The organism is Gordonia prachuapensis (assembly GCF_036350515.1).
Lineage (GTDB): Bacteria > Actinomycetota > Actinomycetes > Mycobacteriales > Mycobacteriaceae > Gordonia > Gordonia prachuapensis.
Genome location: NZ_JAZDUE010000003.1, coordinates 231,567 through 245,573, shown reverse-complemented (window position 1 = coordinate 245,573; position 14,007 = coordinate 231,567). Strand labels below are relative to the sequence as shown.

Here is a 14,007-nt window from a genome sequence, read left to right as displayed (position 1 = left end):
CACAGCCCAGTCGCGGACCGACGACAACTCACGAAGGGGACCTCAGTTGAGCGTGGAGACCGATCCGAATCCGGCGTTCGCCGACTACGCGCACCCGGAGCGTCTCGTCAGCACCCAGTGGCTGTCAGCGCATCTCGGCGCCAAGGGGCTCAAGATCGTCGAGTCCGACGAGGACGTCCTGCTGTTCGACATCGGCCACATCCCCACCGCCCAGAAAATCGACTGGCATCTGCATCTCAACGACCCGGTGACGCGTGACTACATCGACGGCGAGCAGTTCGCCGAGCTGATGCGCAGCAAGGGGATCGAGCGCGACGACACCATCGTCATTTACGGCGACAAGAGCAACTGGTGGGCCGCCTACGCGCTCTGGGTTTTCACCCTGTTCGGCCATGAGGACGTGCGTCTGCTCGACGGCGGCCGCGACGCGTGGATGTCAGAGGACCGCGACACCTCCTTCGACGTCCCCGAATACCCGCGCTCGGACTATCCGGTCGTCGAACGGGATGACTCCCGTATCCGTGCGTTCGCCCCGGAGGTCCTCGAGGCCCTCGGCCGCGAACCGCTCGTCGATGTGCGTTCCCCGCAGGAGTACACGGGTGAGCGGACCCACATGCCGGACTACCCGGAGGAAGGTGCGCTCCGCGGCGGGCACATCCCGACCGCGGTGTCCATCCCGTGGGCGAAGGCCGCCGCACCGGACAGCAGGTTCCGCCGCAAGGCCGAACTCGAGGAGATCTACGCCGATCTCGATGCCGCGACCCCGACGATCGCGTATTGCCGCATCGGGGAGCGCTCGAGCCACACCTGGTTCGTGCTGACCCACCTCCTGGGCTTCGAGAACGTCCGCAACTACGACGGGTCGTGGACCGAATGGGGCAATGCGGTCCGGGTGCCGATCGCCATCGGCCCCGAGCCCGGTGCCGCACCGGCATCGACATGACGCTGCCCGCCGCCCTCGCGGAGATCGTCGACGACTTCGGCGCGGTCGGTGACTCGGACCGGGTGACCCTGCTGCTGGAGTTCTCGCGGGAGTTGCCGGACCTGCCGGAGCACCTGCACGAGGAGTCGATGGAGCCGGTGCCGGAGTGCCAGTCCCCGGTCTTCCTGTCGGTCGACGCCGCCGACACCGACAGCGTCCGGCTGTACCTCACGGCCCCTCAGGAGGCACCGACCACGCGCGGGTTCGCCTCGATCCTGCATCAGGGTCTCGACGGGGCGTCGGCCGAGGAGATCCTCGCCGTGCCGGCCGATTTCTATCATGCGTTGGGCCTGGACTCCGCGGTCAGTCCGCTGCGTCTGCGTGGGATGGCCGGGATGCTCGCCCGGATCAAGAGCCAGGTGCGCACCCAGACCGGGGACGGACCCGGTACCCCAGCACGTTCGACATGAAGTTCGTCCAGATTCGCGACGAACCCGTCGAACCCGGCGGACTCGTCGAGTGGACGCCTTATGTCCCGGGCGGGCTCGGCGCGTGGAGCCGTGACTCCCGCCTCACATCGCACAACCACGAACAGCATCTGCGTGCCGCGTTCGAATATCGACTTCGGACGCGCCGTGAAGGCGGGCGGGAATCGTGGCTCGGCCTGGCCATCGAGTTCGACGAACCGCTGTCGATACCGGCGATCCGCGCCACCCTCATGCAGTGGATCGATCGCCATGAGGTGCTGCGCAGCCATGTCATCATCCGGGGTGACGGTCTCGCGCGACTCAGCACAGATCCGGGCACGGTGAAGCTGAAGATGGGCCGGATCGGTTGGTACACCGAATCCGGACCGCTCGTCGAGCAGATCGCCGGGTCCTTCGACCGGGCGACCGCGCCACTGCATTGGCCGGCGTACATGTTCGCCACCGTCGGCCGCGAATCGTCCTTCACGCTGCTGTTCGCCGCCGATCACTCGCTGGTCGATGGTTACTCGCTGATCATGGCCCAGCTTGAGCTGGTCACCCTGTACCGCGCTGCGCGCCGCCAGAAGCCACCGGAGCTGGCCGAGGTCGGCAGCTACGTCGACTTCAGCGCCCAGGAACGCCGGCTCGCCGACCAGACCGGCGCCGATCACCCCGCCGTGCGGACGTGGAGAGACTTCCTGCGGTCCGGTCGTGGCGGGATGCCGGCCTTCGATGTCGACGCCGCCGTTCGCCGGATCGACCGCGCGGAACTCGACGCCCCGGCGCCCGACCCGAGCGACGAGTCCGCGGTGGCCCAGGAGTCGCTCTACGGATTGCTCCTCGATGACGACGCCGCCAATCGGTTCACCGCGGTGTGCTCGCAGGCCGGCGGAACCGTCACCGCTGGGGTGCTGGCCGCATTCGCGCTGATCTATCACCACCACACCGGCGATCCCGAGTTCCGGTGTGTGCTGCCACGGCACACCCGCGACGATCAGCGGTGGCTGACCGCGCTCGGCTGGTTCGTCGCGGTCGCCCCGTTCACGCTCAACGTGTCCGACACACCGACATTCGACCAGGCGGTCGTGCGGGCGACCGCCGAACTCAAACGGTCGCGCCAGGGTGCGAGCCTGCCGTTCCTACGGGTTGCCGAGTTGCTCGGCCACCGGGGCGAACCGCTGTTCGTGATCTCGTTCATCGACACCCGGTACGCGCCGGGAGCCGCCGAAGCGGACGCCGGCCGGGCGAAGGTGCTGCGCAGCCACAGCTACGCACCACACGAGGTCTACATCTGGATCAACCGGACGCCTGGCGGAATGCGTGTGTCCGCACGTTTTCCCCCGGAATCGAGGTCCGTGGAAGGGCCCGGAACGTCGCGAGACGATGTGAACCATCCCACTCCGTCGAACGACGCGAACCCGCCGACGGGCACCGAGAAGAGGCCTGTGCGGACCTATCTGCAGGATTTTGCGAAGCTTGTCCGAGAACTCGGCGACACCAGCGTTTTTCATACTCACGAGTAACCGGGCACGGGTCGACCGAACGATTGATCGGTGGGCTAGGGTATTGCCCTGAACGCGTGATGCTTAGACTCGAGTGTCGTGCCTCACTCGTTCGGCCGCACACCGGGCCGGGCGAGCGGGAACCAGTCGCGTGATGTAAGTCATGACCGCCAGTGGCGCTCCGCGGAGCACCACGACGCCCAGGAGAACAAGTGCCAAGTCCCTCTGCGAACAGTATTTCCAAGGTCCTCATCGCCAACCGCGGCGAGATCGCGGTGCGGGTCATCCGGGCCGCTCGAGATGCCGGTCTGGCCAGTGTCGCCGTCTACGCCGAGCCCGACGCCGACGCGCTGTTCGTCAAGCTCGCCGACGAGGCGTTCGCCCTGGGTGGCCAGACCTCGGCCGAGTCCTACCTGGTCTTCGACAAGATCCTCGACGCCGCCGCCAAGTCCGGCGCCGACGCCATCCATCCCGGCTACGGCTTCCTCTCGGAGAACGCCGACTTCGCCCAGGCGGTGCTGGACGCCGGGCTGATCTGGATCGGGCCGTCGCCGCAGTCCATCCGCGACCTGGGTGACAAGGTCACCGCCCGCCACATCGCACTCAAGGCCGACGCGCCGATGGCGCCGGGCACCAAGGACCCGGTCAAGGATGCCGACGAGGTCGTCGCATTCGCGAAGGAACACGGTGTGCCGGTCGCCATCAAGGCGGCCTTCGGCGGCGGTGGGCGCGGCATGAAGGTGGCCTACACCATCGAGGAGATCCCGCACCTGTTCGAGTCGGCCACCCGCGAGGCCGTCGCCGCCTTCGGTCGCGGCGAGTGCTTCGTCGAGCGCTACCTGGACAAGGCCCGTCACGTCGAGGCCCAGGTGATCGCCGACCAGCACGGCAACGTGATCGTCGCCGGCACCCGCGACTGCTCGCTGCAGCGTCGCTTCCAGAAGCTGGTCGAGGAAGCCCCCGCGCCGTTCCTCACCGACGAGCAGCGCACCAAGATCCACGAGTCCGCCAAGGCCATCTGCCGGGAGGCCGGCTACTACGGCGCCGGCACCGTCGAGTTCCTCGTCGGCAGCGACGGCCTGGTGTCCTTCCTGGAGGTCAACACCCGCCTGCAGGTGGAGCACCCGGTCACCGAGGAGACCTCGGGTATCGACCTGGTCCGTCAGCAGTTCCGCATCGCCAACGGCGAGAAGCTGGAGATCTCCGAGGACCCGACCCCGCGCGGGCACTCGTTCGAGTTCCGCATCAACGGCGAGGACGCCGGCCGCAACTTCCTGCCCGCGCCCGGACCGGTCACCGTGTACAAGGAGCCGACCGGCCCCGGTGTGCGCGTGGACTCCGGTGTGGTCGCCGGCGACGTCATCGGTGGGCAGTTCGACTCGATGCTGGCCAAGCTGATCGTCACCGGCGAGACCCGCGAGCAGGCGCTCGAGCGCTCGGCGCGTGCACTCGCCGAGTTCCATGTGGAGGGCCTGGCCACGGTCATCCCGTTCCATCGCCACATCGTCGAGAACCCGGCCTTCCACGGCCACACCGACGAGAACGGCGTCGAGACCTTCGATGTCTACACCAAGTGGATCGAGACCGACTGGGACAACCCGATCGAGCCGTACACCGGTGGTGAGCCGATCGAGGACGACGAGTCGCTGCCGCGGCAGAACGTCGTCGTCGAGGTCGGTGGCCGGCGCGTCGAGGTCTCGCTGCCGGGTGACCTCGCGCTCGGCGGCGGTGGCGGCGGCGCCAACGGCGTGGTCCGCAAGAAGCCGAAGGCCCGGTCCCGCAAGAAGGGTGGCAATGCCGCCGTCTCCGGTGACGCAGTGGCAGCGCCCATGCAGGGCACCGTCGTGAAGGTCGCCGTCGAGGAGGGCCAGCAGGTCTCCGCGGGCGAGCTGGTCGTGGTGCTGGAGGCCATGAAGATGGAGAACCCGGTCACCGCCCACAAGGACGGCGTGGTCACCGGGCTGGCCGTGGAGGCCGGTGCCCCGGTCACCCAGGGCACCGTGCTGCTCGAACTCAAGTAGGGACCACACGGAACGAGTACTCCGACCGTGGAGCCTGTCGAGATCAACGCCGGGACGTGGTATCTGCGTTCGCTTCGTGCGGACGACCGGATCACCGACGTCCCGGCGTTGTCCGATCTCGGGGTCGACGACCCCGCCGGCTATGTCACGGCCGCCGACACCGGCTGGGCCGACGAGAGCCGCTTCGTCTGGGCCGTCTGTATCCCCACGACGGGCGAACTGGTCGCGGTCGTCGAGCTGATCCCCGAAGGTGACGTGGCGCGATTGCGGGGCCGCGCCAGGGACGGCTATGCGGAGGCGTTCGACGCCGCCGTCGGGCCGGTGACGCGGTTCGCCACCGGCATGCTCGGGGTAACGGTGACCCCCGCTCCCTGAGGAGCGAGCTTGCGAGCGCGCCGCCCTGAGGAGCGAGCTTGCGAGCGTCCCCCGACCCCTGAGGAGCGAGCTTGCGAGCGTCCCCCGACCCCTGAGGAGCGAGCTTGCGAGCGTCACGAAGGGTCACGAAGGGCGGCCCTTCGAGACGATCACGACCGCTCGTCGTGATCCAGCCCCGTCGCCAGATCACCGCACTCAACGTCGATGAGCATGTCGCGGTGGCTGTCGAGGTACGGGCGGGCACCGACGTCCCCGGAGACCACCGCTCGGACGCCACGCAGGTGCTCGGCTCCCAGGTACACCGGATGTCCCGGCCGCGACCCGTAGGTGGCGCGCACGAGCGCCGTTCGTGAACCGTCGGCCACGGCCAGCACGCGGCGCACGACGTCCGCCCCGACGTCAGGTGTGTCGACGACGCCCATGACCACGGCGTCGGCGCCGCGTCGCTCGCCTTCGGCGACGACGGCCCGGACGGTCGCGCCCATCCCGTCGGCCCAGTCCGCTACCACGAGTGTCGTCGCTCGCGTCGGTGGCTCCACGATCGACGCGCCCATCGCCACCAACACCTCGTCGCAGCCTCCGTCGGACAGGGCCGCGACCGCTCGACGCAACCAATCCCCCCGCTCGGCAGCGACCTTCGGCCCTCCGTACCGTGTTCCCGCCCCAGCAGCCAATACCGCACCCATGATCATCGTCGACAACCTACCGCGGGTCCTGCCGCCGGACAGCCGAACGACCCGGCAGGCATGCGATCGCCAGGAACAAGTCGGACCGGTCCGCCGTCGTCGACAGGTCGCGACCGGTGAGTGCCTCGATGCGCGACACCCGGTAGCGAACCGTGTTGACGTGCAGATGCATCCGCGCGGCCGTTCGGTTCCACGAACAATCCTCGTCCAGGAAGACCGTCAGCGTTCGCAGCAGGTCTGCGGCGGAACGATCGTCGCCGTCGGACAGCGGCCCCAGCACGAGGCCGACGAAGGTGGTTCGAACGGCATCGGGCAGCATCGCGAGGATCGCCGCCCCCGACGCAAGAGGGCCACTACCGCTCACCCGCACACGCCGGTCCACGTGGTCGGCACCCACCCCCATGGCGGGCAGCGACCGAGCCCGCCGTGCGAGGGCGAGCGCCCCGGACAGCCGCGTTCGGCCGACCGGGTCGCTGATCCCGACGTCGAGCGTGCCGCGCAGGATCGGGGTCAATCGACCCAGGTGCGCACGCAATGTCGACTCCAACACGTCACCGCTGATGGCCCCGTCGACCACGGCGATCAACTCCGCCCCGCGCGGCTGTCCGACCGTGCCCCGGCCCGATTCGAGTAGCGAATCACGTAGGGCCGCACGGACCATCGGATAGTGGTCGGGCCGATCACCCAGATCGGCCGACACCACGATCCAGGTCGATGCCGACCCGAGACCGGCGTCGTCGAGCGCGTCGTCGACCTGGCCCGAACTCGCCTCGCCGGCAACGTGTTCGGCGAGACGATCGCCGATCTGGTCCCCCACACGCGAGGCCTCGCGTTCCCGGGCACGCACCAGCGCGCATATCGCCGCGAACTCCTCGAAGGCCGCGAGCACCTGGGGCCCCAGCTCGGTGAGATGACGTCCCACCACCAGCAACCAACCGCCCGCGCGACGGGCCGGTGCGAATCCGATCCTCATCAGCGTCATCTCACCCACCGCAACCGGAAACACATTGGTGCACAGTGCCTTGGCGGTTATCTCGTCGATCACCTCTGCCGACAGTGTCCGTCCTCCGCCGGCGACGGCCACCACCTGTCGTCCGGTCACGGTGATCACCCAGCAGGCGACCCCGGTGGTGGCGACCAACTCGGCCGCCATCCCGTCCAGCGCATGACCCGACGCCACGGAGTCGAGCAACCGGCGCTGCCGCGACAGGCTCGACGTGAGTTCCGCGGTGCGGTCGGCGGCGTATCGGGCCACCACGTGGTCGGTGACGCGGCTGAACGACACGGCCTCGGGCACCCCGAAGACCGGCATGCCGCGCCGTCGGCACGCGTCGACGATGTGGTGCGGCACGTGGCCGAAACGCTCCTCGCCCACGCCGAAGGCCACCACCGAACTGCGCACCAGGGCGTCGACGAAGACATCGGACTCCTCCGCCGCCCCTGAATGGAAGATGAGCCCGGACAGCACGAGTTCGCCACCGAACAAGTAGCGACTGGGATCGGGGAGGTCGGTGGTGAACACCCGGTCGATCTCGATGTCACGAGCCGACCCCGGGTCATGATGCAGACGCAGACCGAGGTCGGGGTCGTCCAGCAGGTCACCCAGCCGCATGTGGATTCCTCCGAGAGGTGTGGTGCCCGCACGGTACGGCGCGGATGTTTCGACACCGTTGCGCCTGGGCCGCCATCTGGAGGATCACACAAAGCCCGTTGTGCCGACCCCGTCGAACTTTGTCGCGTCCGCGGTGGCACGTACCGGCCGACTGGGAGATATTTGAGCAGGTCGGCGCAGTGTCGCGCTCATCTCCTTCTGACCACCTGCTCCCATACCGAGGTCCCCGCCCCATGTCGTCATCCGCTCCCCCCTCCCGTGCTCAACGACGCCGCCACCCCGTCGACGAGGTTCCACCGGCCGGCAAACTCGCCGTCCTCGGGTTCCAGCACGTCGTCGCCTTCTACGCCGGCGCCGTCCTGGTGCCGATCCTGATCGCCCGCGCCATCGGCCTCGACGGCGAAGCGCTGACCATGCTGATCATGGTCGACCTGTTCACCTGCGGAATCGCTTCGATCATGCAGGCGGTCGGCATCTGGAAGATCGGTGTCCGCCTCCCGCTGTTGCAGGGCATCACCTTCGCCGGGCTCGCGCCGATCATCCAGATCGCCAACTCCAACGGCGGCGGCCGGGAAGGTCTGCTCGTGGTGTTCGGCGCGGTCATCGTCGCCGGCGCGGTGACGTTCCTGATCGCGCCGTACTTCTCGAAACTGATCCGGTTCTTCCCACCCGTCGTCACGGGCACCCTCATCACCATCATCGGTATCGCGCTGCTGCCCGTCGGCATCGGCGACGCGGTCACCAACCCACACACCCACGTGCACGAACCGGACAATCCCCGCTGGTTGATGTACGCACTGGGCACCATCGCGGTGATCGTTCTGCTGCAACGATTCCTGCGCGGGTTCCTCGGCACCATCGCCGTGCTGCTGGGCCTGGTGATCGGCACGGGTGTCGCGTGGGCGTTGGGCGACACCGGCTTCGACGACGTCGGCGACGCGGGCTGGGTCGGATTCGTCCCGCCGTTCGCCTTCGGCTGGCCGCAGTTCAGCGCCATCGCGATCATCTCGATGATCATCGTGATGCTGATCATCGCCGTCGAGTCCACCGGCAGCGTCTTCGCCGTCGGCGAGATCGTCGGGAAACGCATCAAGCAGGACGACATCGCCGCAACCGTCCGGGCCGACGGACTCGCGACGATGGTCGGCGGCTCGTTCAACTCGTTCCCGTACACGGCATTCTCCGAGAACGTCGGACTGGTGCGGCTGACCGGCGTGCGCAGCCGCTGGGTGGTCGCCGCGGCAGGCGGGATCATGATCCTGCTCGGTCTGTTCCCGAAGGCCGCCCGCGTCGTCGAGGCCATCCCCGCGCCGGTTCTCGGTGGCGCCGCGATGACCCTGTTCGCGACGGTCGCCGTGGTCGGCATCCAGACGCTGTCGAAGGTCGACTTCACCGACCACCGCAACCTGATCATCGTCTCCACGTCGCTGGCACTCGGGCTCTACGTCGAGCACTCGCAGGGCGGCACCAGCACCTATTCGGGCGCGACGGTCACCGACGCCGCCGGCGACGTCGTCGCCACCGGCGAGGTCTCCGTCTCCGCGCCGGGCATCGCCGACGCGGTACCCGGCCTGCTGCAGATCCCGTTCGGCGCCGGCATCACGATGGGCGCCATCACCGCGATACTGCTCAACGTCCTGTTCTTCCACGTCGGCGGACGCGGCCAGGCCATCGCCGGTGGCGGCCGGATTCACCTGCAGGACGTCAACGCGATGTCGCGCGAGGAGTTCGCCGACGCGTTCGGCGGCCTGGTCAACAACGTCGATTGGGTCGTCAACCGCGCCTACGACGCGCGACCGTTCGCCGACGCCCACGACCTGCGCAGCGCCTTCCAGGAGTCGTTGCTGGCCGGCACCGAGGACGAACAACTCGCACTGATCCGCTCGTTCCCGACGCTCGGCGCCGAGGACGAGACCGGCGCGCTCACCGCGAGCGACCACGAGTCGCTCGCCCACCTCGACGAGGCCGAGCACGCCGGCGTGGTCAACCTCGCGGCGTCCTACCGGGACCACTTCGGATTCCCGCTGGTCATCTGTGCGCGCGAGGCGGATCGGTTCGATCGGGTCCTGGCCGCCGGATGGTCGCGGATGGAGAACCCACAGGACGCCGAACGCTCCTTCGCGATGGTCGAGATCGCGAAGATCACCAACTACCGCTTCAGCGACCTGGTCGCCGACGCCAACCCGATCACCACATCGTTGGTGAACTCCTCGACACCGTGAGCAACGCGCCCGCGGATCACCGTCGGTGATTCGCGGGCGGCTCGGTTCGGAACTACGGTGGTCGCAGGCAGAGCCGACATCCGGCCGGCGACCGCCCACTCATGATGGGATATGAGATTTGCGTAATGAAGGCATCGGCCTCGACGGGTTCGAACGGCTGACGGATCGGCAGGCGATGCACGCCTTGTTCGAGTGCTGCTCGTCATCGATCTGGGCTCGCCGTGTGCTGGCCGGCAAGCCGTTCGAAAGCCGGGAGTCGTTGTTGGACAGGGCGGATCGGGTACTCGCGGAATTGCCGGAGGCGGAGATCGACGCCGCCCTCGACGGGCATCCACGGATCGGCGGGAAGGTCGACAACGCGTCGTCGGAGCGGGAGCAGGCCGGGGTCGCCGGGGCGCAGGCGTCGGTCCTCGATGCACTCGCCGACGGCAATCGGGCCTACGAGGAGAAGTTCGGGTACGTCTACCTGGTGTGCGCGAGCGGCAAGTCGGCCGACGAACTGCTCGCCATCCTCACCGACCGGTTGGACAACGATCCCGAGACCGAACGCCGCGTCATGCGATCCGAACTGGCCAAGATCAACCGCCTCCGGCTCGAGCGGCTGCTCGGTGCCGACGGCTCCGAATCCACAGCGACCCAGGAGGTCTCCGCGTGACCGGTTTGTCGACACACGTACTCGATGCGGTGACGGGTGCGCCCGCGGTCGGCATGTCCGTGGTCTTGCAGGATGCCGCCGGCACCGAACTCGCGTCGGGCGTGACCAACGCGGATGGCCGGATCCCTGAGGTGAACGGCGAGCCGCTGGTGGCCGGGATCCATCACCTCGTCTTCGACACCGGCAGTTGGTTCGCCGATCACTCGATCACGGCGTTCTACCCGGAGATCGACATCTGTTTCGAGGTCGCCGATCCCGACCGGCACTACCATGTTCCGGTGCTGCTCAGCCCGTTCGCGTATTCGACCTACCGCGGGAGCTGATCGGGTTCGGCGGTGCGTCGCCGGCCTGCTCGTAGCCGGGATGCACGCCCGGCAGCAGGTGCGCTGCGTCGGCCACCCGCGCGAGCAGGTCACCGAGTGTCTCGCGGTCAGCTGCCGACAGGGTTCCGAACAGTTGGTCGTCGCAGGCGTCCAACGCGGCCTCGCCCATCGGGAGAAGTGCGCGGCCGCGGTCGGTGAGGTGGACCGCGTGGGCTCGACGGTCGGCCGGGTTGCGCCGTCGTTCGACGAAGCCGGCCGCCTCGAGTTCGTCGACGAGGCCGACCATCACGTTGCGATGAACGCGCAGGACCGACGAGAGTTCCTGCTGGGTGCGGCCATCGGCGTCGGCCAGGATGCGCAGCATGCCGTACTGGCGGCGGGTGACGCCCACCGGCACGAGCAGCTCGTCGAAGGTACGGTCGGAATGAAAACCCAACTGCGACAGGACGAAACTCGGCCGCTGGCGCAGCGGGCGGAATGATTTGTCAGACGTCACCATGCACCCACAATACGCTCGCAGCGTGACAGTCAAAGCGATTGATCGTCCCATTGATTGATAATCACCAAGGGTGCATACTTGATGCACGACATTCGTGAATCGAGGTGTCAGATGCACACGATTGTGATGACCGGCGCCACGTCGGGATTCGGCGCCCTGGCCGCCCGAGCGATGACCGAACACGACGACGTACGACTCATCGTCGGCAGCAGATCAGCCCCTGCGAACCCGCGCGGCGATGTCCTCGAACTCGACGTGACCGACCTCGACTCGGTCCGCCGGTTCGCCGACGTCGTCGTGCGCAGACTCGACCCGCCGGGGATCGACGCGCTGGTCCTCAACGCCGGGGTCATCCTGGCCGACGACACTTCTCGCACCACCGCCGGGATCGAGACCACCTTCTGCGCCAACCATCTGGCGCCGTACCTGATCGCGCGACTCCTCCTGCCGCACCTCGCCGAGGGCGGCCGGATGATGTTCACCACCAGCGGCACCCACGACCCCACGACCGGTGCGGGCCTGGCGGTTCCCCGCCACGCCGACGCGGAACTTCTGGCGCATCCCGAGCGTGACCCGGACCGACACACGAATCCCGCCCAGGCGGGCCAACATGCGTACACCGCCTCCAAGTTGTGCACCGTGCTCACCGTTCGCGCATTGAACGCATTGCCGGACAGCGCATCCCGATCCATCTCGGCAATCGCCTACGACCCCGGCCAGGTGTTCGGGACCGGATTGGCCCGCGACCTGGGACGACTGCGGCGCACCGCGTGGTCGGTGTTGGGCACACCGGTGGGCGTCCCGCTCCGGCGCCTGTCGCCGACGCTCAACTCGCGAGCCCAGGCAGGCACCGCTCTCGCTCGACTCGCCCTCGGGAGCACATCGCCGCCCGATGGACACCATCGGTACGCAGCGCTTCGTCGCGGCCGGATCACCTGGATCGAGCCCTCCGCGCTCGCTCGCCGCGGCGACGTGGCGGAGTCGTTGTGGTCGGCGAGTGCGCGGATGGTGGGGATGCAGGCCTCGCTCACCTAGGCGGGCAGCTCCGGCCGCACCTACAGCTCCCGCAACAACGCGGACGGCGGCATGCCGTACTTCCGGCGGAACGCGGCGGCGAACCGCCCGGTGTGGGTGAACCCCCACGTCATCGCCACGTCGGTCACCGACGTCGCACCGGCGCGCAGCTCGTCGTGCACTGCGGCGAGGCGCATCTCGGTGAGGCAGTCGCGTGGTGTACGGCCCACGTACTCACGGAAACCTTCCTGTAGTCGCCGGACACTCACCCCGGCGACGTCGGCCATGTCGGCCGCGGTCCACGGCCGGGCCGGATCTGCCCGCAGCGCGTCCAGAACGCGGGTCACGATCCGCGGGCGTGGGAGATGGTGGTCGAGGGGATCATCGGGGAGGGCCGCGAGCAGGAACGCATCGGTGAGGGACGCGGCCAGCTGTTCCGCGACCAAGGGGTTCGCCAGCAGGGGGTCGTCGGCCGGCTGCGCGGCGATGGAACGAACCAACCGGAACCAGCTCTCGCCGGCCGGCGCTCGCAGATCCAGCTGATCGGGGATCGTCGCGCCGGGTCCACCGCCGACCCGATCCATCTCGTGGCGGAGGAAGTCTCTGTCGATCTTCACGCCGACGATCGAGCACGTGCTCGACCAGCGGGTGATGTCGGCGGGGGTGTCGGGCGGGTTGATCGTCGCCAACCCGCTCGTCGACACGACCGAATGGCCCCCGACCTGCGTCTCCAACACACCGCCGAGCGGGACATTGATGCCGTAGGCCCCTGGATGATCCGTATGGATCGCGACCTCCGCTCCCCACCCGATACGTGCGATCCGCAACGGGCCCATCACGGTCACCGACACATCGGCCTGCGCCGCCGAACTCCGCGACTCCCGGGGGTGGAGCTGGTGCGGGAAGTACGCATCGGACACCGCGGCCGACGCGGCATCCCAGTCGGGTTCGCCGGGAATGCGCATCTGCTCGAGTCGGCTCATTCTCACTCCTCACGGCCGCCGGTTCTTCCGCGCTTCGACGGTTCGCCGCGCTATCCGGCTCACCGTCGCGTTCGGCGGATCGTCACACCGCCACGGCCGACCTATGTTCTACATCACATTCTGCCCGATGAGGAAGGAGGCCCACCATGGAACGCAAGGCCTTGCAGAACGTGTTCGGCCAGTTCGCCAGCGGCGTCACCGTGATCACCTGCAGAAACGCCGACGGGCAACCGCACGGCGCAACCGTCACCGCGTTCACGGCCGTCTCTCTGGAACCCCGGCTCTGCCAGGTGACGTTGACGCGAAAGTCCAAGGCCTGCGGCTTCTTACACGACCAGCCGTTCGCCGTGAACATCATGGCGGCCGATCAACTCGACATCGCGATGCACTTCGCCGGGCGCCCGGCAACACCCGGACCGCGATGGGCGGACGGCCCCACCGCACCCGTCCTCTGCGGTGCCGCGGCGACCCTCAGTTGCCAACCCTGGCGCAGCTACGACGGCGGCGACCACGTCATCTTCATCGGCGAGATCGTCGACGCGCAGGCCAGCGGAAAGCCACCATTACTCTACTACCGCAGCACTTTTCACGATCTCGGCAAACCCTCGGTCAACTCGCTCTGGACGCTGTGCGCCGACGACCCACACTCCGGCTGGTTCGACTCGGCCACGACCTTCACACCGTTCCACCTCACGCGAACCGACCAGCCCGCTTGACCTTTCATAC

The 14,007-nt window shown here is 68.2% G+C and carries 14 protein-coding genes; 10 read left to right on the top strand and 4 right to left on the bottom strand.

The window, feature by feature from the left end; genetic code table 11:
* Nucleotides 1-46 precede the first annotated feature (46 nt).
* The 5 genes from V1Y59_RS05230 to V1Y59_RS05210 all read left to right on the top strand — a co-directional run bounded on the left by V1Y59_RS05230 (nt 47) and on the right by V1Y59_RS05210 (nt 5,287).
* Nucleotides 47-943, top strand: coding sequence for a sulfurtransferase (locus V1Y59_RS05230; protein WP_330430456.1), 897 nt, complete (start codon nt 47-49; stop codon nt 941-943).
* Nucleotides 940-1,392 carry a SufE family protein gene (locus V1Y59_RS05225; protein ID WP_330503774.1) on the top strand — a complete coding sequence of 151 codons (453 nt, stop codon included), beginning with the start codon at nt 940-942 and terminating at the stop codon, nt 1,390-1,392. The genes V1Y59_RS05230 and V1Y59_RS05225 overlap by 4 nt, the downstream gene beginning before the upstream one ends.
* The gene (locus tag V1Y59_RS05220) at nt 1,389-2,912 is read left to right on the top strand and encodes a condensation domain-containing protein (RefSeq protein ID WP_330503773.1); all 1,524 of its coding nucleotides are present in this window, start codon (nt 1,389-1,391) and stop codon (nt 2,910-2,912) included. Before V1Y59_RS05225 ends, V1Y59_RS05220 begins: the two co-directional genes overlap by 4 nt.
* Before the next feature lie 191 nt (nt 2,913-3,103).
* Complete coding sequence (locus tag V1Y59_RS05215) at nt 3,104-4,912, top strand: acetyl/propionyl/methylcrotonyl-CoA carboxylase subunit alpha (RefSeq protein ID WP_330503772.1); 1,809 nt, start codon at nt 3,104-3,106, stop codon at nt 4,910-4,912.
* A 27-nt stretch (nt 4,913-4,939) separates the two neighbouring features.
* Complete coding sequence (locus tag V1Y59_RS05210) at nt 4,940-5,287, top strand: hypothetical protein (RefSeq protein WP_330503771.1); 348 nt, start codon at nt 4,940-4,942, stop codon at nt 5,285-5,287.
* Nucleotides 5,288-5,436: 149 nt separating this feature from the next.
* Here V1Y59_RS05210 and V1Y59_RS05205 read toward each other — a convergent pair whose 3' ends face one another.
* Entirely contained in the window at nt 5,437-5,979 is a 543-nt protein-coding gene (locus V1Y59_RS05205) for a nucleotidyltransferase family protein (protein ID WP_330503770.1), read from the bottom strand.
* A 10-nt stretch (nt 5,980-5,989) separates the two neighbouring features.
* Complete coding sequence (locus V1Y59_RS05200; protein WP_330503769.1) at nt 5,990-7,585, bottom strand: helix-turn-helix domain-containing protein; 1,596 nt, start codon at nt 7,583-7,585, stop codon at nt 5,990-5,992.
* Between the two features lie 233 nt (nt 7,586-7,818).
* Here V1Y59_RS05200 and V1Y59_RS05195 point away from each other — a divergent pair, with 233 nt between their 5' ends.
* The 3 genes from V1Y59_RS05195 (at nt 7,819) to uraH (ending at nt 10,785) form a co-directional block, all read left to right on the top strand.
* Nucleotides 7,819-9,807, top strand: coding sequence for a solute carrier family 23 protein (locus tag V1Y59_RS05195; protein ID WP_330503768.1), 1,989 nt, complete (start codon nt 7,819-7,821; stop codon nt 9,805-9,807).
* Between the two features lie 118 nt (nt 9,808-9,925).
* Entirely contained in the window at nt 9,926-10,462 is a 537-nt protein-coding gene (uraD, locus tag V1Y59_RS05190) for a 2-oxo-4-hydroxy-4-carboxy-5-ureidoimidazoline decarboxylase (RefSeq protein ID WP_330503767.1), read from the top strand.
* Nucleotides 10,459-10,785: a hydroxyisourate hydrolase gene (uraH, locus tag V1Y59_RS05185; protein ID WP_330430466.1), complete on the top strand. Its 327-nt coding sequence runs from the start codon at nt 10,459-10,461 to the stop codon at nt 10,783-10,785. Before uraD ends, uraH begins: the two co-directional genes overlap by 4 nt.
* On the opposite strand, the gene V1Y59_RS05180 is transcribed toward uraH, so the two are convergent.
* The gene (locus V1Y59_RS05180; RefSeq protein ID WP_330503766.1) at nt 10,748-11,284 is read right to left on the bottom strand and encodes a MarR family winged helix-turn-helix transcriptional regulator; all 537 of its coding nucleotides are present in this window, start codon (nt 11,282-11,284) and stop codon (nt 10,748-10,750) included. The two genes, uraH and V1Y59_RS05180, sit on opposite strands and share 38 nt — an antisense overlap.
* A 111-nt stretch (nt 11,285-11,395) precedes the next feature.
* Here V1Y59_RS05180 and V1Y59_RS05175 point away from each other — a divergent pair, with 111 nt between their 5' ends.
* A complete protein-coding gene (locus V1Y59_RS05175; RefSeq protein ID WP_330503765.1) occupies nt 11,396-12,319 on the top strand; it encodes an SDR family NAD(P)-dependent oxidoreductase in 924 nt (307 codons plus the stop codon).
* 20 nt (nt 12,320-12,339) lie between these two features.
* On the opposite strand, the gene V1Y59_RS05170 is transcribed toward V1Y59_RS05175, so the two are convergent.
* Nucleotides 12,340-13,281: an AraC family transcriptional regulator gene (locus V1Y59_RS05170; protein WP_330503764.1), complete on the bottom strand. Its 942-nt coding sequence runs from the start codon at nt 13,279-13,281 to the stop codon at nt 12,340-12,342.
* A 146-nt stretch (nt 13,282-13,427) separates the two neighbouring features.
* Between V1Y59_RS05170 and V1Y59_RS05165 the strand changes: the two genes are divergently transcribed.
* Nucleotides 13,428-13,997 carry a flavin reductase family protein gene (locus V1Y59_RS05165; protein ID WP_330503763.1) on the top strand — a complete coding sequence of 190 codons (570 nt, stop codon included), beginning with the start codon at nt 13,428-13,430 and terminating at the stop codon, nt 13,995-13,997.
* Nucleotides 13,998-14,007 lie beyond the last annotated feature (10 nt).

Coding starts and splice junctions, on each gene's coding strand:
- V1Y59_RS05225 (WP_330503774.1), top strand. CDS start 940: ATGACGCTGCCCGCCGCCCTCGCGGAGATCGTCGACGACTTCGGCGCG.
- V1Y59_RS05220 (WP_330503773.1), top strand. CDS start 1,389: ATGAAGTTCGTCCAGATTCGCGACGAACCCGTCGAACCCGGCGGACTC.
- V1Y59_RS05205 (WP_330503770.1), bottom strand. CDS start 5,979: ATGATCATGGGTGCGGTATTGGCTGCTGGGGCGGGAACACGGTACGGA.
- V1Y59_RS05200 (WP_330503769.1), bottom strand. CDS start 7,585: ATGCGGCTGGGTGACCTGCTGGACGACCCCGACCTCGGTCTGCGTCTG.
- V1Y59_RS05195 (WP_330503768.1), top strand. CDS start 7,819: ATGTCGTCATCCGCTCCCCCCTCCCGTGCTCAACGACGCCGCCACCCC.
- V1Y59_RS05180 (WP_330503766.1), bottom strand. CDS start 11,284: ATGGTGACGTCTGACAAATCATTCCGCCCGCTGCGCCAGCGGCCGAGT.
- V1Y59_RS05175 (WP_330503765.1), top strand. CDS start 11,396: ATGCACACGATTGTGATGACCGGCGCCACGTCGGGATTCGGCGCCCTG.
- V1Y59_RS05170 (WP_330503764.1), bottom strand. CDS start 13,281: ATGAGCCGACTCGAGCAGATGCGCATTCCCGGCGAACCCGACTGGGAT.
- V1Y59_RS05165 (WP_330503763.1), top strand. CDS start 13,428: ATGGAACGCAAGGCCTTGCAGAACGTGTTCGGCCAGTTCGCCAGCGGC.